Annotated in this window: 22 protein-coding genes; 12 read left to right on the plus strand and 10 right to left on the minus strand. The window is 64.1% G+C overall.

The window, feature by feature from the left end; translation table 11 throughout:
• Window positions 1-138 precede the first annotated feature (138 nt).
• The 3 genes from RFM52_RS22240 to RFM52_RS22250 all read left to right on the plus strand — a co-directional run bounded on the left by RFM52_RS22240 (window position 139) and on the right by RFM52_RS22250 (window position 1,771).
• On the plus strand, window positions 139-432 hold the full coding sequence (locus tag RFM52_RS22240; protein ID WP_320293493.1) for a GYD domain-containing protein: 294 nt from the start codon (window positions 139-141) through the stop codon (window positions 430-432).
• A gap of 163 nt (window positions 433-595) precedes the next feature.
• Entirely contained in the window at window positions 596-976 is a 381-nt protein-coding gene (locus RFM52_RS22245; protein ID WP_320293770.1) for a thiol-disulfide oxidoreductase DCC family protein, read from the plus strand.
• A gap of 138 nt (window positions 977-1,114) precedes the next feature.
• Window positions 1,115-1,771: a PadR family transcriptional regulator gene (locus RFM52_RS22250; protein ID WP_320293494.1), complete on the plus strand. Its 657-nt coding sequence runs from the start codon at window positions 1,115-1,117 to the stop codon at window positions 1,769-1,771.
• A 176-nt stretch (window positions 1,772-1,947) separates the two neighbouring features.
• Here RFM52_RS22250 and RFM52_RS22255 read toward each other — a convergent pair whose 3' ends face one another.
• Both RFM52_RS22255 and RFM52_RS22260 read right to left on the minus strand, forming a co-directional pair.
• Window positions 1,948-2,208 carry a YiaA/YiaB family inner membrane protein gene (locus RFM52_RS22255; RefSeq protein WP_040996673.1) on the minus strand — a complete coding sequence of 87 codons (261 nt, stop codon included), beginning with the start codon at window positions 2,206-2,208 and terminating at the stop codon, window positions 1,948-1,950.
• Window positions 2,209-2,261: 53 nt separating this feature from the next.
• A complete protein-coding gene (locus tag RFM52_RS22260) occupies window positions 2,262-2,939 on the minus strand; it encodes a PspA/IM30 family protein (RefSeq protein ID WP_320293495.1) in 678 nt (225 codons plus the stop codon).
• A gap of 175 nt (window positions 2,940-3,114) precedes the next feature.
• On the opposite strand from RFM52_RS22260, the gene RFM52_RS22265 reads away from it, so the two are divergent.
• Both RFM52_RS22265 and RFM52_RS22270 read left to right on the plus strand, forming a co-directional pair.
• Complete coding sequence (locus tag RFM52_RS22265) at window positions 3,115-3,756, plus strand: TetR/AcrR family transcriptional regulator (RefSeq protein WP_320293496.1); 642 nt, start codon at window positions 3,115-3,117, stop codon at window positions 3,754-3,756.
• 51 nt (window positions 3,757-3,807) lie between these two features.
• Window positions 3,808-4,101 carry an HlyU family transcriptional regulator gene (locus RFM52_RS22270; RefSeq protein WP_320293497.1) on the plus strand — a complete coding sequence of 98 codons (294 nt, stop codon included), beginning with the start codon at window positions 3,808-3,810 and terminating at the stop codon, window positions 4,099-4,101.
• Between the two features lie 33 nt (window positions 4,102-4,134).
• Here RFM52_RS22270 and kce read toward each other — a convergent pair whose 3' ends face one another.
• From kce to RFM52_RS22285, 3 genes are all read right to left on the minus strand, one after another.
• Complete coding sequence (kce, locus tag RFM52_RS22275) at window positions 4,135-5,067, minus strand: 3,5-dioxohexanoate:acetyl-CoA acetone transferase (protein ID WP_320293498.1); 933 nt, start codon at window positions 5,065-5,067, stop codon at window positions 4,135-4,137.
• Entirely contained in the window at window positions 5,028-5,390 is a 363-nt protein-coding gene (locus RFM52_RS22280) for a hypothetical protein (protein WP_320293499.1), read from the minus strand. Before RFM52_RS22280 ends, kce begins: the two co-directional genes overlap by 40 nt.
• A gap of 156 nt (window positions 5,391-5,546) precedes the next feature.
• Window positions 5,547-6,185 carry an FMN-dependent NADH-azoreductase gene (locus RFM52_RS22285; protein ID WP_320293500.1) on the minus strand — a complete coding sequence of 213 codons (639 nt, stop codon included), beginning with the start codon at window positions 6,183-6,185 and terminating at the stop codon, window positions 5,547-5,549.
• Between the two features lie 115 nt (window positions 6,186-6,300).
• On the opposite strand from RFM52_RS22285, the gene RFM52_RS22290 reads away from it, so the two are divergent.
• Window positions 6,301-7,248, plus strand: a complete 948-nt coding sequence (locus RFM52_RS22290) for a LysR family transcriptional regulator (protein ID WP_320293501.1) — start codon at window positions 6,301-6,303, stop codon at window positions 7,246-7,248.
• Here the strand turns inward: RFM52_RS22290 and RFM52_RS22295 are convergent.
• A complete protein-coding gene (locus RFM52_RS22295) occupies window positions 7,190-7,816 on the minus strand; it encodes a TetR/AcrR family transcriptional regulator (protein WP_320293502.1) in 627 nt (208 codons plus the stop codon). The two genes, RFM52_RS22290 and RFM52_RS22295, sit on opposite strands and share 59 nt — an antisense overlap.
• Before the next feature lie 66 nt (window positions 7,817-7,882).
• On the opposite strand from RFM52_RS22295, the gene RFM52_RS22300 reads away from it, so the two are divergent.
• Window positions 7,883-8,308: a VOC family protein gene (locus RFM52_RS22300; protein ID WP_320293503.1), complete on the plus strand. Its 426-nt coding sequence runs from the start codon at window positions 7,883-7,885 to the stop codon at window positions 8,306-8,308.
• Window positions 8,309-8,323: 15 nt separating this feature from the next.
• Here the strand turns inward: RFM52_RS22300 and RFM52_RS22305 are convergent, their stop codons facing one another.
• Window positions 8,324-9,271 (minus strand): S1C family serine protease, encoded by a 948-nt coding sequence (locus tag RFM52_RS22305; protein ID WP_320293504.1) that lies wholly within the window; start codon window positions 9,269-9,271, stop codon window positions 8,324-8,326.
• Between the two features lie 169 nt (window positions 9,272-9,440).
• On the opposite strand from RFM52_RS22305, the gene RFM52_RS22310 reads away from it, so the two are divergent.
• From RFM52_RS22310 to RFM52_RS22320, 3 genes are all read left to right on the plus strand, one after another.
• Window positions 9,441-10,316, plus strand: a complete 876-nt coding sequence (locus tag RFM52_RS22310; protein ID WP_320293505.1) for a S1C family serine protease — start codon at window positions 9,441-9,443, stop codon at window positions 10,314-10,316.
• 8 nt (window positions 10,317-10,324) lie between these two features.
• Window positions 10,325-10,972 carry a helix-turn-helix transcriptional regulator gene (locus RFM52_RS22315; RefSeq protein ID WP_320293506.1) on the plus strand — a complete coding sequence of 216 codons (648 nt, stop codon included), beginning with the start codon at window positions 10,325-10,327 and terminating at the stop codon, window positions 10,970-10,972.
• Window positions 10,973-11,076: 104 nt separating this feature from the next.
• Entirely contained in the window at window positions 11,077-11,943 is an 867-nt protein-coding gene (locus RFM52_RS22320; protein WP_320293507.1) for an SDR family oxidoreductase, read from the plus strand.
• Window positions 11,944-11,954: 11 nt separating this feature from the next.
• Here RFM52_RS22320 and RFM52_RS22325 read toward each other — a convergent pair whose 3' ends face one another.
• Window positions 11,955-12,473 carry a TIGR00645 family protein gene (locus tag RFM52_RS22325; protein ID WP_320293508.1) on the minus strand — a complete coding sequence of 173 codons (519 nt, stop codon included), beginning with the start codon at window positions 12,471-12,473 and terminating at the stop codon, window positions 11,955-11,957.
• A 405-nt stretch (window positions 12,474-12,878) separates the two neighbouring features.
• Window positions 12,879-15,269: an OmpA family protein gene (locus RFM52_RS22330; RefSeq protein WP_320293509.1), complete on the minus strand. Its 2,391-nt coding sequence runs from the start codon at window positions 15,267-15,269 to the stop codon at window positions 12,879-12,881.
• A gap of 195 nt (window positions 15,270-15,464) precedes the next feature.
• On the opposite strand from RFM52_RS22330, the gene RFM52_RS22335 reads away from it, so the two are divergent.
• Both RFM52_RS22335 and RFM52_RS22340 read left to right on the plus strand, forming a co-directional pair.
• Window positions 15,465-15,911, plus strand: coding sequence for a YcgN family cysteine cluster protein (locus RFM52_RS22335; protein ID WP_320293510.1), 447 nt, complete (start codon window positions 15,465-15,467; stop codon window positions 15,909-15,911).
• Window positions 15,912-16,187: 276 nt separating this feature from the next.
• Entirely contained in the window at window positions 16,188-16,547 is a 360-nt protein-coding gene (locus RFM52_RS22340) for a hypothetical protein (RefSeq protein ID WP_320293511.1), read from the plus strand.
• A 209-nt stretch (window positions 16,548-16,756) separates the two neighbouring features.
• Here RFM52_RS22340 and RFM52_RS22345 read toward each other — a convergent pair whose 3' ends face one another.
• Window positions 16,757-17,467: an SIMPL domain-containing protein gene (locus tag RFM52_RS22345; protein ID WP_320293512.1), complete on the minus strand. Its 711-nt coding sequence runs from the start codon at window positions 17,465-17,467 to the stop codon at window positions 16,757-16,759.
• Between the last annotated feature and the right edge of the window lie 130 nt (window positions 17,468-17,597).

The following is a 17,597-nucleotide window of genomic DNA, read 5'->3' on the forward strand; positions in this document are numbered from 1 at the left end:
CCTGCCGCCTTGCCGGGTTCGCTGGACAGGAGGATAATTCGGGGTCGGATGCATTTATGGGCGACAAGCCGGATGCCCGCCCGACGCCAGCCGTCAATGGCCAGGCGCCCGCACCGTGGCCCCGGAGGGAGGTGTGCCATGACAACCTACATCGTGCTTATCAACTGGACCGAACTGGGCGCCAAGAATGTGCGGGAGTCACCCAAACGGCTCGATGCCGCCAAGAAGCTGCTGGGGGAAATGGGCGGCTCGTTCAAATCGTTCTACCTGACCATGGGCGAATTCGACATGGTCGCCATCGTCGAAGCCCCGGACGATGCGGTGCTCGCCCGCTTCGCGCTGCTGTTGTCGTCGGGCGGCAACGTCAAGACGCGGACGATGAAGGCATTCCCGGAATTCGCCTATCGCGAGATCATCAGCTCGCTTGGGTAAGGCGACTTAAAGCAGGTCGCGTGAAAAAGGATTCACGCAACCTGCTTTAAGTCTTTGATCTTAAGCATGTCTTTGTCCCGAAACCGGGACCACTTTCGGGAGACATGCTTTAGGGATCGGCGTGGCTGTTGCGAAGCCGCGCCGCATTCCCGATAGTCGCGCCATGCCGAAGCCTTTGCTCACCGTCTGGTACAACACACGCTGTCCGGTGTGCGATGCCGGCATCAACCACCAGAGGCGGCGGCTGGTCGAAGCGGTCAAGGCCGGCCGCGTGGAATTCCGCGACATCAATTTCGAACCTGAGGCGCTCTCTGCCTTTGGCGCCTCGCTCGAGGATATTCGCCGGCGGCTGCACGCGACCGATGCCGGCGGACGGCTGCTGGTCGGCGCCGACGTGGCGATCGCGGTGTGGCGGATCACGCCGGGCGAGGGATGGCTGGCGAGCTTGTTCGGCAACCCCGTCGCGCTGCCGCTCACGCGCTTTGCCTATAACCGTTTCGCGGACCTTCTCTACGCCTGGAATCGGCGCAAGGGCCTTTGGTAGGCGGCTTCGCCTCTCGCATCACCGCGACATGCGACGGGTCTTGGTGCAGCCTGCGATACATCGTAAGATATATCTTGACTCCGCGAAAGGTGCGCCTTACTTACGATGTATCGTAAGATATAACTCAGGGAGCAATCCATGCACAGACACAACCACTTCGGCGAGCGCATGTTCATGCATATGGCCGGCAAATTCGGTGGCCGCGGTGGCGGCGGCTTCGGCCCCTTCGGCCATGGCGGCAGGGGCGGCGGACGCGGCGGCCCGGGTGACATGTTCCGCGCCGGGCGCATGCTGGCCGACGGCGATCTCAAGCTGATCACGCTGTCGCTGCTGGCCGATGCGCCGCGCCACGGCTACGACATCATCAAGGCCTTGGAAGAGCGCACCAGCGGCATCTACAGCCCGAGCCCGGGCGTGGTCTATCCGACCCTGACCTTCCTGGAGGAGGCGGGCTACGCGGTGTCGTCCAGCGAAGGCAACAAGAAGGTGTTTTCGATCACCGAGGCCGGCAAGGCGCATCTCGAGGAGAACCGCGAGATGATCGACAGCGTGCTCGAGCATCTCGAGCGTTTCGGCCGCAAGATGGCCGCGGCGCGCGAGTGGTTCGGCTGGGGCGATGACAAGGACGAGGGGCGCCGCGGCCGTTCGGAAACGCGCGACCGGTTCCGGGCGCTGCGCCATCGGCTGCGCGCCGCGCTCGGCGACATCGCCGACGCACCGGAAGACAAGCAGGCCGAGGCAATCAGCATCCTCGAAGACGCCGCCGAGGCGATCGAGGCGCTGTCGCGCCGCTAGAGCGTTTCACCGTTTCACGGAAACGGCGAACCGCTCTATCCCTTTGTTTTTACGCAATTCCGGACGGAAAACCGCTCACACCTTTCCTGGAATTGCTCTAAGGCATTTGATTTGGAAAGCCAAGAAGCCCGGAGTGATCCGGGCCTCTTGCATTCAGTCAGAGATCGGGCAGGGGATTATTCCTTGCCGACATATTCGCTGATCAGCTTCTCGTTGCGCGCCTTCTCGATCTTGGCGGTGGTCTCGGCCGCGATCCGCTCGTCGGTGCGGTACTTGACCAGGTTCACCAGGCTGCCGGTGAGCAAGAGCACGCCCATCGCCCAGTAGCCCTTGGTCGAGAGGTCGACCGGCGCCAGCCACAGCGACAGGCCGAGCATGAAATAGGCGGCGCCCACCGACACGGTGTTGAACAGGATGTAGGTCTGATTGCCGTTCATCGTAGCGTTCCTTCGGTTTGATCTGATTTGATCTGTCTGGGGAAATTACGGGTTCAGTTCAGCGATTTCAGGCGTGCCAGGACGTGCTCGGCGCGCACCTTGGTGGCCGGTCCGTGGCCCGCTTCGGCGAGGCGCTCGCGGATCGCCTCATGGCGCAGCTCGCCGTCGATCTCGTCGAGGATACCGGCCTCCTCGAACGGGTCGGAGCTGTCCTTGATGCGGGCGAGCAGGTCCTCCGCCTCGTTGATGCTGGCGGTGCGGCCGATCGAGCGGTTGAGGCGCGACTGCGCCTTGCGTTCGGCATCGATCGCCCTGGCGGAAATCATGCCCTGGTTGAGATCGATGATGCGGCGATGCGCCTGCTCTACGGACAGACGCATCCGCAAGGTCTTCTCGCCGAGGCTCTTGACGGTGGCGCGGCGGATCTCGCGCTCGTTCTCGAGCTCGGCGATCGCTGAAGCGCCGCCTTCGGCAAGCGCCTGGTTGTTGGCCGAAAGCGCGCTGAGCGTGCGGGTCTCCAGGTCGGCGATGCGGCGGTCGAGCTGGTCGAGGCTGGTCTGCTCTGAGCGCTGGCGCACGATCAGCGAGCCGAGCGTCTGCTTGGCGGCGGCGAGGCCCGCCTCCGCGTCGCGGATGCGCTGGGCCAGGAGGTCGATGGCGAAGCGGTCTTTCAGATTGTCCTCGGCCCGTGCGCTGGCGCCGTCCAGCAATGTCTTGATCAGGCTAAGCATGGTCTTCTCCCTGTTTTCGTGAACGCTGTTCACAAATTCAACATAACAGGAAATGAACATTGTTCAAGGTCTATTTTGAACGCTGTTCACGAGACGCTGGACATGGTAAACGCAAGCGAATGGAATGCATTCCGAACCGGGTTTGCCGACTCCGGACATAAGGACAGGAAAGAGCATGGCGCTGGACAAGGAAGAGATGAGCGAGAAGGTGCTCGCCATTGCCGAGGCGCTGCTCAACGAGGGCGGCGCCGACAACCTGAAGGCGCGCACCATCGCCGAGCAGGCCGGTATCTCGGTCGGATCCGTCTACAACCTGTTCGCCGATCTCGACGAGGTGCATCGGGCGGTCAACATGCGGCTGCTCGACCGGCTCGGCGCGACAGGTATCGCAGCGATGGCCGATCTCGAAAGGCAAGGGGTGACCGATGTCCGGCACCGCATCCTGGCGATGGCCGCCGCCTATGTGCGTTTCGTCGAGGCGCATCCCGGCAGTTGGCCGGCGGTGCTTGCCTTCAACCGCCGCCGCGCGACGCAACCCGGCCCGGATGCCTATGACGCGCTGCTCGACGCTCTTTTCGACATCGTCGCCGGCGTGCTCAAGGCAGGCGATTTCGACCTCGACGATGATCGCCGGGCGCTTGCGGCGAGGGCCTTGTGGTCAAGCGTGCATGGCATCGTGACCAGCGGCTATGTGGCGAATTCGAACAGCAGGCAGGCCGAGGAGATCTGGCATCAGATCGAGCTCTTGGTTGGCGTTTTCGTCAAGGGACTGGAACACGGCGGCGCATTCGCGCATGCTGAGACAAAGTCCGAATGAACAGGGGCGCCGTGAATCCTCGGGTGCCCGCGTGAATGGGAGTTTTGAAAAATGTCTTTTCTGAAAAAGCTTTTTGGCGGCGGCAGTAGTGAGGCGACGGAGACCGGTTCCGCCAAGCCGGCCAAGCAGGTCGAACACAAGGGATTCCTGATCAGCGCGACGCCCTACAAGGCCGAAGGCCAGTACCAGACCTGCGGCGTCGTCTCGAAGGAAGTGGACGGCGTGATGAAGGAGCACCGCTTCATCCGCGCCGACCGCTTCGCCGGACTGGACGATGCCGTCGACATATCGATCAAGAAGGGCATCCAACTGGTCGACGAGCAGGGCGAGCGGATATTCGGCTAGCCATTACGGCGGCTCGTTGCCCTTTCATCTCGCTCAGAACGCGACCTTGTCGCCGCCCTTGAGCTGCAGGATCTGGCGGGCCTCGTCGGGCGTGGCGATCGAGGCGCCGAGGCCTTCGATGATCTGGCGCACCTTGGTCACCTGCTCGGCGCTGGAGCGGGCGAGCTTGCCCTTGCCGATCCACAGCGAGTCCTCGAGGCCGACCCGCACATTGCCGCCCAGCGCGATAGCCTGCGTGGCGATCGGCAATTGATGGCGGCCGGCGCCCAGCACCGACCAGTGGTAGTCGTTGCCGAACAGGCGGTCGGCCGTGCGCTTCATATGCGCGACGTCTTCCGGATGCGTGCCGATGCCGCCGAGGATGCCGAACACGCTCTGGACGAAGAACGGCGCCTTGACCAGGCCCTGGTCGACAAAATGCGCCAGCGTGTAGAGATGGCCGATGTCGTAGCACTCGATCTCGAAGCGCGTACCGTTGTCGGCGCAGGTGCGCAAAATGTGCTCGATGTCGCCAAAGGTGTTGCGGAAGATGCGGTCGCGCGAGGATTCGAGATAGGGCCGCTCCCAATCATGCTCAAAGGTCTTGAAGCGCTCCAGCATCGGGAACAGCGCGAAATTCATCGACCCCATGTTGAGCGACGCGACTTCCGGAGCGAACACCTTCGCCGGCCTGACGCGTTCCTCCACGCTCATCGTCGCGGCGCCCCCGGTGGTGATGTTGACGACGCAATTGGAGCGCTGCTTGATGACCTGCAGGAAAGGCGCGAAGGCCTCGGTCGACTGGTCGGGGCGTCCGTCGACCGGATTACGGGCATGGAGGTGGACGATCGCCGCACCCGCCTCGGCCGCCTCGATGGCCGCGGTCGCGATCTCCTCGGCCGTCACCGGCAGATGCGGCGACATTGACGGGGTGTGGATCGAACCCGTTACCGCGCAGGTGATGATGATCTTGTTCTGGTTCGCCATTTGATGCCCTGACTCGCTGTGACCGCGTCTTGTTTGACGGCCCGCCTATTGACCGCGCCTTGCGTGATGCCGGAGATGAACTGCTTCGACAGCACGATGTAGAGCAGCGTAATCGGCAGCGCCGCCAGTGTCAGCCCGGTGAACAGCACCCCCAGTCGGTGGTGAATTCGCCGACGAACACGGTCAGCCCTTGCGGCAGTGTCTTCAAATTGTCGGACGTGATCAGGACCAGCGGGGAGAAAAAGTCGTTCCAGCTTTTTTATTGCGCCGACGCCGATCGCCGTCAGCACGCTGGAAGATGTCGGAACCGCGCTCGGCGCCATGAAGCTGGCGCTGGATGACAGCCTGGGACTAATCCTGCGCGAGAACCGCCATCCGCCCGTGGTGCTCCCCACTTAGGAAGGGCAATAGAAAGACCAGACGCAAAAAGAGGCAGGCGCTGGCGGGCGCCTGCCTATCTCATTTTCCGGCGTTGGCGGTCAGGCCGCGACGGCGGCGTGGTCGGCGGTGGCGGCCGCGATCGCGTCGACCTTGGCGGTGGCCTTGGCAAGGGCTGCGGTGACGGCGTCAGCGCCCATGCCGACGCCCTCGACGCGGATGACTTCTACGTCGGTCATGCCGAGGAAGCCGAGCACGCTGCGCAGGTAGGGGACCGCATGGTCCATCTGCACTGCGGCGCCTTCCGAATAGATGCCGCCGGAAGCGAGCACGATATAGACCTTCTTGCCGTTGACGAGGCCCTTCGGACCGCCTTCGCCATAAGCAAAGCTCTTGCCCGAGCGGGCGACGTGGTCGACCCACGACTTCAACGTCGATGAGATGTTGAAGTTGATGAAGCCGGTGGCGAGGATCACGGTGTCGGCGGCGAAAACCTCGTCGAGCACGGCGTCGGAAACGCCGACGACCTCGGCCTGGCGCGCGGTGCGGGCCTCGGCGGGCGTATAGATGCCGGTGGCGTAATCAGGATCGATATGCGGCAGCGGATTGGCGACCAGATCGCGCACGACGAGCGTGTTCGACGGATCGGCGGCAACGAGCTTCTGGGCAAGATCGGTGGCGACGCGGGTCGAGTGCGAAGCGTCGCCGCGCGGGCTGGACGTAACGAGAAGAATAGACATGGCGGTGTCCCCTTGGGGTTGGATTGAACTTTCCCCGCCAATATGGGATTGCCGCTCTATCAGGATAACTGGTATAATATGTATACAATCCATCAATAAAATGGATGATATGAGCATGCAACCGAATCCGACATTGGATCAGCTCCAAATCCTGGTGGCGGTGGCCGATACCGGCAGCTTCTCGGCCGCGGGCCGCAAGCTCAACCGGGCGCAGTCGGTGGTGAGCTACGGCATCGCCAATCTCGAAGCACAGCTCGGCCTGAAACTGTTCGAACGCGAAGGTGTGCGCGAGCCGCAACTGACCGATGTCGGTAAGGCGATGCTGGAGGATGCGCGGCGCATGATCGGCGTGCTACAGCGTATCCGTTCGCGCGCCGACGGTTACCGGCAAGGGCTGGAGGCGGAGGTGGCGGTTTCGGTCGACGTGGCGCTGCCTTCACCCGCGCTGGTGCGCGTGCTCAAGGCCTTCGAAGCCCAGTTCCCGGCGGTGACGCTGCGGCTTTATATCGGCTCGCTCGGCCTGATCATCGACCAGGTCGTCAGCGGCCAGTCGGATCTTGGCTTCGGCGGCTTGCAAGGCGATGCCGACGTCAATCTGCTGCGCATCGGCTTCATCTCGCTGGTGCCGGCCGCGGCGCCGGACCATCCCTTGGCCAAGCTGCCGAAGCCGGTGGCCGTCGAGGACCTGCGCGAGCATATCCAGCTCGTCGTCACCGACCAATCGGAGCGGACGCGTGGGCGCGACTATGGCGTGTTTGCCTATCGGACCTGGCGATTGACGGATGTGCGCACCAAGCATGCGCTGATGCGCGAAGGCCTTGGCTGGGGCGGCCTTCCGCGCTGGCTGATCGCCGACGACCTTGCCAGCGGCCGGCTGGTCGAACTCGATCTCGAGCCCTATCGCGAGGTGCGCTCGCCGCTCTATGCCATGCACCGGGCCGACCGCAGCCCTAAGCCGGCGGCATCCTGGCTGATCGACGAGTTCAAGCGGCAACTCGGCTGCTTCAACGAGATGGAGCCGGGCGTGTGGACCGAGGAGGGGCCGGAGACAAGCCGTCCATGAGCGCGATCAGCACCGCGCGGTAATCCGCGGCGGACGCGCCGGCCTCGATGGCCAAAGCCGCCCGGTCGAAGGCGGCCGCCAGCAGCGCGGTCAGCGCCTCGGCCGGCAATCTGGTCATTGCTTGCGCGCGCATCGCTGCGACCAAGCCTTCGCGCAGCGAGCGGTTGCCGTAGCGGTTGTCGATCTCGTCCATGGCCGCGCGCCCGAGCACGGCCGGCCCGTCAAGCAATAGGAGACGCGTGCGGCCGGGCGCGCGCATCGCTGCCAGATAGGCATCCGATCCGGCGATCAGCGCATCGCGCGCGGAGAGCGAGGGCGGGGAGGCGTGGTCGATCTCCGCCGCCACGGACGCTGCCTCCTGCTCGACGACCGCCGCGAACAGCGCCTGCTTGTCGGCAAAGTGATGGTAGAGCGCGCCCCGCGTCACTCCGGCCTCGGCGACGATCTCCGGCGTGCCGGTCTCGGCATAGGATTTTTCCGTAAACAGCTTTCGCGCCGCGCGGATCAGATCGGCGCGCGTCGCCTCGGTGCGGTCGCGGTTGGAGCGACGTCCGGACCCTTGTTGCATACATGCAGCCTGTATGTTATTTGAGCTTACATACAGACTGTATGTTGGATGAGAGGAGAAGGAAAGATGAAGACGACAAGCTATTATCCAGTGCTGATGACCGGCGATGTCGCAGGCACCGCGGATTTCTATGTCGAGCATTTCCGCTTCGAGCCGCTGTTCGAGAGCGACTGGTATGTCCATCTGCGCTCCAGCGAGGACAGGCGCGTCAATCTCGGCATCGTCCAGGGCGACCATGAGACAATCCCGGAGGAGGGGCGGGGTCGCGCATCCGGCCTGCTGATCAATTTCGAGGTGCGCGATCCCGACGCTGTCTATGAGCGGGTTGTTGCCGCGGGCTTGCCGATCCTGCGCACGCTCCGCGACGAGCCCTTCGGCCAGCGCCATTTCATCACCAGGGATCCCAACGGCGTGCTGATCGACGTCATCAAGCCGATTGCGCCAAGCGAGGAATTTTTAGCGCAGTACGCGGAAGGTGCGGCCGGCAACTGAGCCGCGCGAGGGTTCTCAGTTCGTCCGCGCCACCGGCGTCACCGCCACCTGGCTGACGCCGGTACGCCGCACGACCGTGCACAGCGTCTCGCGACCGATACGCTCGGCGTCGAGCATGCGCACGAGGTCGTCGACGCCGGTCACCGGCCGGCCGTCTATTGCCGCGATGATGTCGCCTTCCTTCAGGCCGGCCTTGGCCGCGGGACCGTTCTTCTCGACGCTGCGCAGGCGCACCGCCGTGTTCGTGGTCACCTGCGACAGGAGTGCCGCCCGGCGCGGCAGGTTGGTCGTGTCGGCGGAGACGCCGATGAAGGCGCGGCGGACGCGGCCGAAGCGGATGATTTCCGAGATGACGAAGTTGGCGGTGTTGGAGGCGACCGCAAAGGCGATCCCCTGCGCGCCATGGATCATGGCAGTGTTGACGCCGATCACCTCGCCGGCAGACGACACCAGCGGTCCGCCCGAATTGCCGGGATTGAGCGCGGCATCGGTCTGGATGACGTCGTCGATCAGCCGGCCGGTCGAAGCGCGCATCGAGCGGCCGAGCGCGGAGACGACGCCGGCGGTGACGGTCCATTCGAAGCCGAGCGGATTGCCGATCGCGATCGCGATCTGGCCGCGGCGCAGGCGCTTGGAATCGCCGAGCGGCGCGATGTCGGCGAAGCTGCCGTCGGCACGAACGAGCGCGATGTCGGTGTCGGGATCGCGGCCGAGCACCTGGCCTTCGCGCGAAGCGCCGTCCGGCATCGTCACGCGCACGGCGCGCGCATCGCCGACGACATGGAAATTGGTGACGACCAGCCCATCCTGCGCGATGACGAAGCCGGAGCCGTGACCGCCGGCGCCGATGCGCTCGATGCGGCAGACCGCCGGTCCGATGCGGTCGACGGCGTCGGCGACACTTGACGAATAGGCATCGAGCTGAGCGTCGTCGGATTGGAGTTTTTCGGCCGCTAAAGCCATCGGCGGGCTCCCGTGTGATCTGGCGAAAATGATGACTATATGTGCGGAGCGGTCGCGATTGCCGCGACCTGACCATATGGCCAGTCCGGCAGGCGACTAGCCGTCAGGCGAGTACCCCCGTCGGCGTTCCGGAGCGATATCTGGGTCACCGAACCCAGGAGACAGTCTTATGAGCGACTTCAACCTCAGTGCCTTTTCCGACGCGATCGCCGATGTCGCGGCGGCTGCTGCTCCGGCAGTGGCGAGCTTCGTCACGCACCACCACCGCACCGCGAGCGCCTTCCATTGGAGCGACGGCTTCTTCGTCACCGCCGAGGAAGCGGTTGAAGCCGGCGAGGAGATCGAATTGACGCTGGCCTCCGGTGAAGCCATGAAGGCAGAGCTTGTCGGCCGCGATCCCTCAACGGGCGTAGCCCTGCTGAAGCCGGCTTCCGCCACTGCCGGTTTGCCACAGCTGGCTCAGGCCGGCGCCGTGCGGCCCGGCCATATCGCGATCGCCGCCGGCAACAGTGATGGCGCCGCGCTTGCGGTGTTCGGCACGGTCGGCGAGGTCGGGCCGGCCTGGCGCTCGATGCGCGGCGGCACGATCGACCGGCGCATCAACCTCGCCATCAACACCGGCGGGCGCTTCGAGGGCGGGCCGGTGCTCGACGCCAAGGGCGGCCTGATCGGCATGCTTCTGTTCGGGCCGCGCCGGCGCGCGCTGGTCATGCCTTACGAGACCATCGAGCGTGCTGTCGCGACGCTGCGCGAGAAGGGCCATGTCGCGCGCGGCTATCTCGGCGCCGGGCTGCATCCGATCCGCAACGGCGACACGAAAGGCGCCATGGTGATGAGCCTCGACGATAACGGCCCGGCCAAGGCCGCCGGCCTGCATGTCGGCGACATCGTCGTCGCCTGGAACGGCGAGGCGGTACATGGCCCGCGCGAGCTGATCCGCAAGCTCGGACCGGACAGCGCCGGCACCACCGTGACGCTCGGCGTTTCGAGCGGCGGCGCTGAGCGCGACGTGTCGATCACCATCGGCGAGAAGCCGCTGAGCTGAGAGGGCCGATGGCAAGCAGCGCAGCACAAACGATCGCGAGACCAGAGCCGGCAAGCCACCGGCTGACGGTGCTTGTCGCGCTCGCCGATGCCCAGCGGGCCGAGCAGCTTGCCGATGCGCTGGCCGCGAGCGACGATCTGGCGCCCGCATTGGCCGGAAGCGGCGTCGGCCAGATGGCGGATGTCGCCATCGCCGATGAGGCTGGCCTCGAAAGCCGGGTCGTCAGTTCGGCCACGCCCATAGTCCTGCTTTCTAGGCGTGTGGGCAGCGAGCGGGTGGCGGACAATGTGCTGGCCGTGCTGCCCACCTCCGCAGATGGCCTGCTGATCGCCGCCGCGGCGCGATTGGCGGCCTCAGGCTACCGCGTCGGCAAGGCGCCGCCGTCCAAGGTCCTGCATGACGATTTCCATGATGACGAGCTTGCCGGGGAAGAGACGCCTGACGACAACCAGCCTCGTCCGGCTCTGTCGCCGCGGGAGGCCGAAGTGCTGGCGCTGCTGGCCGAAGGTGCGCCGAACAAGGTCATCGCCCGGCGGCTCAACATTTCCGTCCACACGGCAAAGTTCCACGTCGCCGCCATCCTGATCAAACTCGGTGCCGCCAACCGGACAGACGCCATAGCAATCGCCATGCGGCAAGGGCTCGTGCTCGTCTAGGCCTCTCCCGCAAGACGCAGCGTAATCTCCGATTGGCTCCTTGGGTCTTGCGCCACGGCCGTACGCCGCGCAATTTGCCTGCACATCGAAGAGGGAGGCGAAGGATGTCGCTCAACGGAAAGACGCTGTTCATCTCGGGCGGATCGCGCGGCATCGGGCTGGCGATCGCGCTGCGGGCGGCCCGCGACGGCGCCAATGTGACGATCGCGGCCAAGACCGCCGAGCCGCATCCGAAGCTGCCGGGCACGATCTACAGCGCGGCCGAGGAGATCGAACAGGCCGGCGGCAAGGCGCTGCCGGTGCTTTGCGACATTCGCGACGAGGCGCAGGTCGCCGAGGCGGTGGCCAAGACGGTCGAACGGTTCGGCGGCATCGACATCTGCGTCAACAATGCCAGCGCCATTCAGCTCACCGGCACGCTGGAGACCGACATGAAGCGCTACGACCTGATGCACCAGATCAACACGCGCGGCACCTTCCTGGTCTCCAAAATGTGCATTCCCCACCTTAAGTTGGCAAAGAATCCTCACATCCTGAATCTGGCGCCGCCGCTCGACATGAAGGCCAAGTGGTTCAAGAACCACGTCGCCTACACGATGGCCAAGTTCGGCATGTCGATGTGCACGCTTGGCATGAGCGCCGAGTTTGCCAAGGAGGGCATTGCCGTCAATTCGCTATGGCCGATCTCGACCATCGACACGGCCGCCGTGCGCAATTTGCTGGGTGGCGCCACGGTCGCGGCGATGAGCCGCTCGCCCGACATCATGGCCGACGCCGCGCACGCGATCTTCCTGCGCCCATCGCGCGAGGCGACCGGCAATTTCTATATCGATGAAGAGGTGCTGCGTGCCGAAGGCGTCGCGGACTTTTCGATCTATGCGCCCGGCGCCAAGGGGCAACTGGCAGGCGATTTCTTCGTACCGGACGAAGTGTTTGCGAGGACCGACACCAACATCAGGAACATCTACTGAAAGGAGCGGATCTATTCCGCCTCGGCCTTCTTGCCCTTCGCCAACGCCATCACCCGGTCGATATAGGCGAGCATAAGCGCCGAGAAGACGAAGGCCAGATGCATGACGGTCAGCCACATGAGCTGATCGCTCGTGTAGGAAGCGTGGTTGAGGAACACCTGCAAAAGGTGGATGGACGAGATCGCGACAATGGTCGAGGCGACCTTGACCTTCAGCGAGCCGACATCGATCGTTCCCAGCCAATGGACCTCGCCGTCCTGCTCGTCGAAACGGCTGACGAAATTCTCGTAGCCCGAGATGATGACCATCACCACCAGCGAGGCGACAAGTGCGGCGTCGATCAGCCCCAGCATCTTCAGGATCGTGTCGGTGTCGCCGAGCGTGAAGGCGCTCATGATGAACTCATAGAGCTTCTTGCCAAAAGACAGCGCGTAGGTCGCCAGCGCCACGCCGAGCCCGAGATAGAAGACCACCAGCAGCCAGCGCGAGGCCAGGATGACGGATTCGATGGCGAGTTCGAGACGCTTCATAAAGGGTTCCGGTCAAATTGCGATAGAGCGGTTCACCGTTTCACGGAAACGGCGAACCGCTCTATCTCTTTTGTTTTGACGCAATTCCGAACGGAAAACCGCTTCGCACTTTTCCTGGAATTGCTCTGGGCCGTATTTCGGTCAGGTAGCCCCCGTTTTCAAGACAAAAAACCCCGCCGGGGAGGGGCCCGGCGGGGCTCAGTGTGTCCCGCTGGAGTCGGGACAGGGCAGGGAACGCCCTGAAGAAAATTTGGGTGTCGTAATGCGGCAATTCAATGAGTTAGCGGGATAACCGGAACAAATCTTCTTGAGCCGGACAACAAAAGGCCCGTCCTGTGAGGGACGGGCCTTGGCTTTTCGCGCTGATTCCAAAAATCCGATCAAGCTTTTGAAATCAAACGTGCATCACTGCTCGCTGTTGCTCGCCACCGGCGCCACCAGCGAGGTGATGCGGCGGATCGCGACACGACGGTTCTCCCGGTTCGGGCCGGGTGTGTTCACCTTGAGGTATTCCTCGCCATAGCCTTGCGTGGTGAGGTTCTCGGCCGGGATGCCAAAGGCGTTGGTCAATGCCTCGGCGACCGCCTCGGCGCGGCGGTCCGAGAGGGCGAGGTTTGCCTCCGGCGTGCCGACGGCGTCGGTGTGGCCTTCGATCAGGAAGGTCTCGGCCGGGTTCTTCTTGAGCAGTTTTTCGATCGCGTTGGCGACGCCATCGAGCTTCTGCACCTCGGTGTCGGAGATGGTGGCCGAGCCGAAGTCGAAGTTCAGCGTGTCGAGGTCGATACGCCGGGCGATATCGCGCACGCGGGCCGACCGCTTCACCTCGTCGATCGAGTATAGACGCTGCACCCTCTCCACCGGCGGCTGCTCGAGGAAGGTGTAGTAGTCGTCGTCACTCTGGACATCCTCGGAATCGAGGATGTAGTCCCGGCGGGGTATGTCGAGCCGCATCGGCGGCAGGTCGTCACCAGGATCGCGCCACTCGTCGACGTCGTGGTAATAACGCTCGTCGACATAGCTCAGCACATATTCGCGGCCGTCCGGCATGATGCGCGAACGCCTGACGACATCGCCGTTTCGGTTGCGGATGGTGACGATCCTGACGCCGTTGTCGCGCTCCACGATTTCACGGGTTCGGCCGCCCGAAAGATCCTCGTAGTAGACGTCTCTGGCGCCGCGCGTGATGCGAGGTGCCTCGTTGCTTTCCACGAATGTCTGGTTGTTGAACTGGAGGATCACGCGGTCTCCGAGTTGCTTGACCACGTCAGCACCCTGCGGCCGCCGGCGCTCGCGGACAACGTCCTGCGGCGTGAGTTCGACGCGCTTGCCCTTTTCCTCGGTCACAGGAGCGATCTTTTCAGGCTGGATCGCCTGCTGCGCCGTCTTGTCGTCGGTGGGCGGCGGGCCCTGATCGACCGGGGCAGGCTGCTGCGCCTGCTCGCCACCCTGCTGCTGTCCGGCCCGATTGGCGTTCTGGCCATTGCCGGCCTGGCCATTTTCGGTTTGAGCGCCACCGGTCTGGGCACCGCCGTTCTGGCCGTTGTCGTTGCGGCCCCGGTGCTTGCGCACGGCATCTTTCTGGCTATCCAGAACCGGAGCCTCGTTCGGGTTGGCGGTTTCGCCCTGCGCGGCGTTGCCGCCGGCGGCCGGTTGGTTATTGTTGGCGGGCTGGTTGCCGGTGGCTGGCTGTTCGCCGGTGGCAGGTTGCTGCTCGCCGGTGAGGGGCTTACGGCCAGTCTTTGTTTGCTCGCCGGTCTTTGGTTGCTCGCCAATTGCAGGCTGCTCGCCGGTTGCGGGCTGTTCACCATTTGCCGGCTGTTCGGCAGTCGGCTTCTTGCCGCGCTTCTTCTTGTCCAGGGTCTGTTCGCCCTGAGCCGGCTGCTCGCCATTCTGCAACGGTTGCGCCTGCTGCACGGGTTCGCCTGCCGGCGCGGTCTTCTGGGTCTGCTCGGTCGGTGTCTGTCCTGCCGGAGCGGTCTCGTTCTGCTGGTTCTGCTTGTGCTTCTTCTTGAACTGGTTGCCGCCCTGCTGGTTATCATTGGCAGGGGCGGTCTGTTCGGTCGGCGCAGCCTGCTCGCCGGCCTGCCCGGCCGGTTCGCTCTGCTGTTGATCGTGCTTGCGCTTCTTGCGGCCCTGGTTGCCTTGCTGGTCGCCCTGTTGCTGGTCGTTCGCGGCGGGCGCGATCTGCTGCGCGGGCTGTTCAGCCGGCGCCGATTCGATCTGCTGCTGGTTGCGCTTCTTCTTGCGCGGCTGCTGCTCGTCGGTCGCAGGCTGGCCGCCCTGATCGGCGGGGGCCGCCTCGATCTGCAGCTGCTGATCGCGCTTCTTGCGCGGCTTGATCGGCTGCTCGTCGGTCGCGGGCTGGCCGCCCTGGTCGGCGGGCGCCGCCTCGGTCTGCTGCTGCTGGTCGTGCTTCTTACGCGGCTTGAGTTGCTGCTCGGCGGGCGCGGCTTCCCCGGACTGACCATTATCCATCTGTTGCTGGTCTTGCCGTTTCTTGCGCGGTTTCTGCTCGGTCTCGGCAGGCGCGGCCTGTTCGGCTGCCGGCGCCGATTCGCTTTGCTGCTGCTGGTCGCGCTTCTTTTTGCGCGGCTGTTCCCCTTGCTGGCCGCTGCCGGCTTGGGCGCATTCCTCGGCCGACTGGCCTTCGGCGCAGGCGGTCTGCGCGAGAATGAGTGGCGCGCCATGCAGGCTGCCCGAAGCGACACCCCCCTGCAGCGGGTACGCGCCCAACGGCGCGGATGCCATCAGCAGGCCGATTGCCGTGCCCGCCAGAATCCGTGGTTGGCGTTTCATATCAATTTTCTCCTAGTGGGGTCCCATCCCTGCCCAAACTTTCATCAACCGCAATTGGTTCCGTCAGGCATTGGCGCCAGCCAAGGATGCCCGACCGGCGTTTTGAAGGCAATTTCGTGTTTTTCTAATGTTGATACGGGGTCAGCGCCACAGCAGCGCTTGACCGGAAGGCCGCGGAGGGCCAAATCCAGCAAAATGACCGCTCCGTTCTGGAAAACCAAGACGCTTGAGGCGATGACCCCGGACGAATGGGAATCGCTTTGCGACGGCTGCGGCAAATGTTGCCTGTCGAAGCTCGAGGACGAGGATACGGGCGAGATCTTCTGGACAAGCGTCGGCTGCAGGCTGTTCGACGCGCAGAACTGCCGTTGCTCCGACTATGCCAACCGCCTGGCGCGGGTGCCCGATTGCGTCGGCCTGACGCCGCAGAATGTGCGCACCATCACCTGGCTGCCAAAGACCTGCGCCTACCGGCTTATTGCCGAGGGACATGATCTCTACTGGTGGCACAGGCTTGTTTCGGGGAGCGCCGAGACTGTGCACGATGCCGGCATTTCAATCCGGGGCCGTGTGAAGGCCAAGGAGACCGATCTGGCCGACCCGGATGACTACTTTGATTATATACTGGATGACGAGCCCTGACGGGTTTGCATCTGGATGACGAGCCCTGACGGGTTCACGTCTGGCGACGAATCGTAACCGGTTCGCAACGCATATTGATGACCAAGGCTGAGCCGTCCGCGTTTAAGGACGAACCGTGGTGAGTTCGCGTTTAAGCACAACGAGCGACGAACCCTGGCGGGTTCGCGCTTATATGAACCGAGCATGAATGGCCGGTTCGCGGAAAGTTCAGACACAAAAAGGCATTTTCCAATCATTGGTTCTACGGGCGACAGCCCACAACAAGGAGAGAAGACGATGTTCACCACGATCAAGACGGCAGCCCTTTCGGCCCTTGTCGGGCTTGGCACTTTGGCCGCCATCCCGGCGCATGCGGACAGCCTCTATCTCGGTTTCGGGGACAGGCACGACCCGCGTTTCGGCATCTACACCGGCGACGACGACGGCTATCGCCGTGACTGGCGCCGTAACCGCGACCGCGACTGGCGCGGCTGCTCGCCGGAACGCGCCCTCGACAAGGCCGAGCGCATGGGTCTCGATCGCGCGCGCATCGTCGACATGAGCCGCCGTACCGTGAAGGTGGCCGGCCGCCAGTATGGCGACCGTGTCGTGGTGGTGTTCGCCAACGAGCGCGGCTGCCCGATCATCTATCGCTGAGACTGGAGCTGATCCTCAAAGAGGATTGCCGCTGGATATGATCTTCTGCGAAGATCAATCCCAAAGCATCGATGAGCTGGAAGGACGATCCTCTGCGAGGATCGCCTCTTAGCGGAGCCCCTCAAATAAGGCGCGGCTCCAAAAAGCCCCGGAGGATCGATCCTCCGGGGCTTTTTATTAACGGCATGCCTTGCGACGCCGGCCGGATGTCACTTCAGCTCGAAGGTGACCGCGACCTGGACGTTGTAGGAATTCTCGCCGGCTTGCACCGGCACGGCCGAACGGGCCGCATCGAACGACTTGGCCGCCATCGGCATCGGCACCGGCGCGACATTCTGGTCGGTGATCTCGAGCACCTTGCCCAGGCTGACGCCGGCAGCTTCAGCGAGCGTCTTTGCCTTGGCCATCGCGTCGGCGACGGCCTTCTTGCGCGCCTCGGTGATCGTCGCCTTCGGATCGTCATTGGTGAAGGTGATGCCGCCACCTTGATTGACGCCGAGCGACACCGCCTTGTCGAGGATCTCGCCCGTCTTGTCGATATTGCGCACGCGCACCGACAGCGTGTTGGTCACCTGATAGGCGACGAGCTCGGCTTCCTGGCTGCCGTCGGCCTTGTTGGTGTAATTGTAGCGCGGGTTGATCTGGATGCCGGCGGTCTGCAGGTCGCGGTCGGCGATGCCTGCGGATTTCATCGCCGCGATCACCGCCGCCATGGCGTCGTTGTTGGCATCGAGCGCTTCGCGCGCGCTCTTGGCCTCGCGCATGACGCTGAGCGAAAGAATCGCCATGTCGGGCGCCACGGTCGCTTCGCCTTCGCCGGACACGATGATGCGGGGCGGGGGCTGGGTGTCGGCGGCGCGTGCAAGCGCCGGGAACGCGACCGCGGCAGCGAGCGCGATGGGCAAAAGATGTCTGGTCATGAAAACTCCTCGAAGTCTGCAGTCCGCAGCACCCGCGCCGCATCTCACTCGACCCCGCAAAGGCGCCGATTCCCTGCGATGCGGTGCATGGGCCTGGACCTGTTCACGCGCCTTATGGGCGCAAGCCGCT

Source organism: Mesorhizobium humile, assembly GCF_033977215.1.
GTDB classification, from domain to species: Bacteria; Pseudomonadota; Alphaproteobacteria; order Rhizobiales; family Rhizobiaceae; genus Mesorhizobium; species Mesorhizobium humile.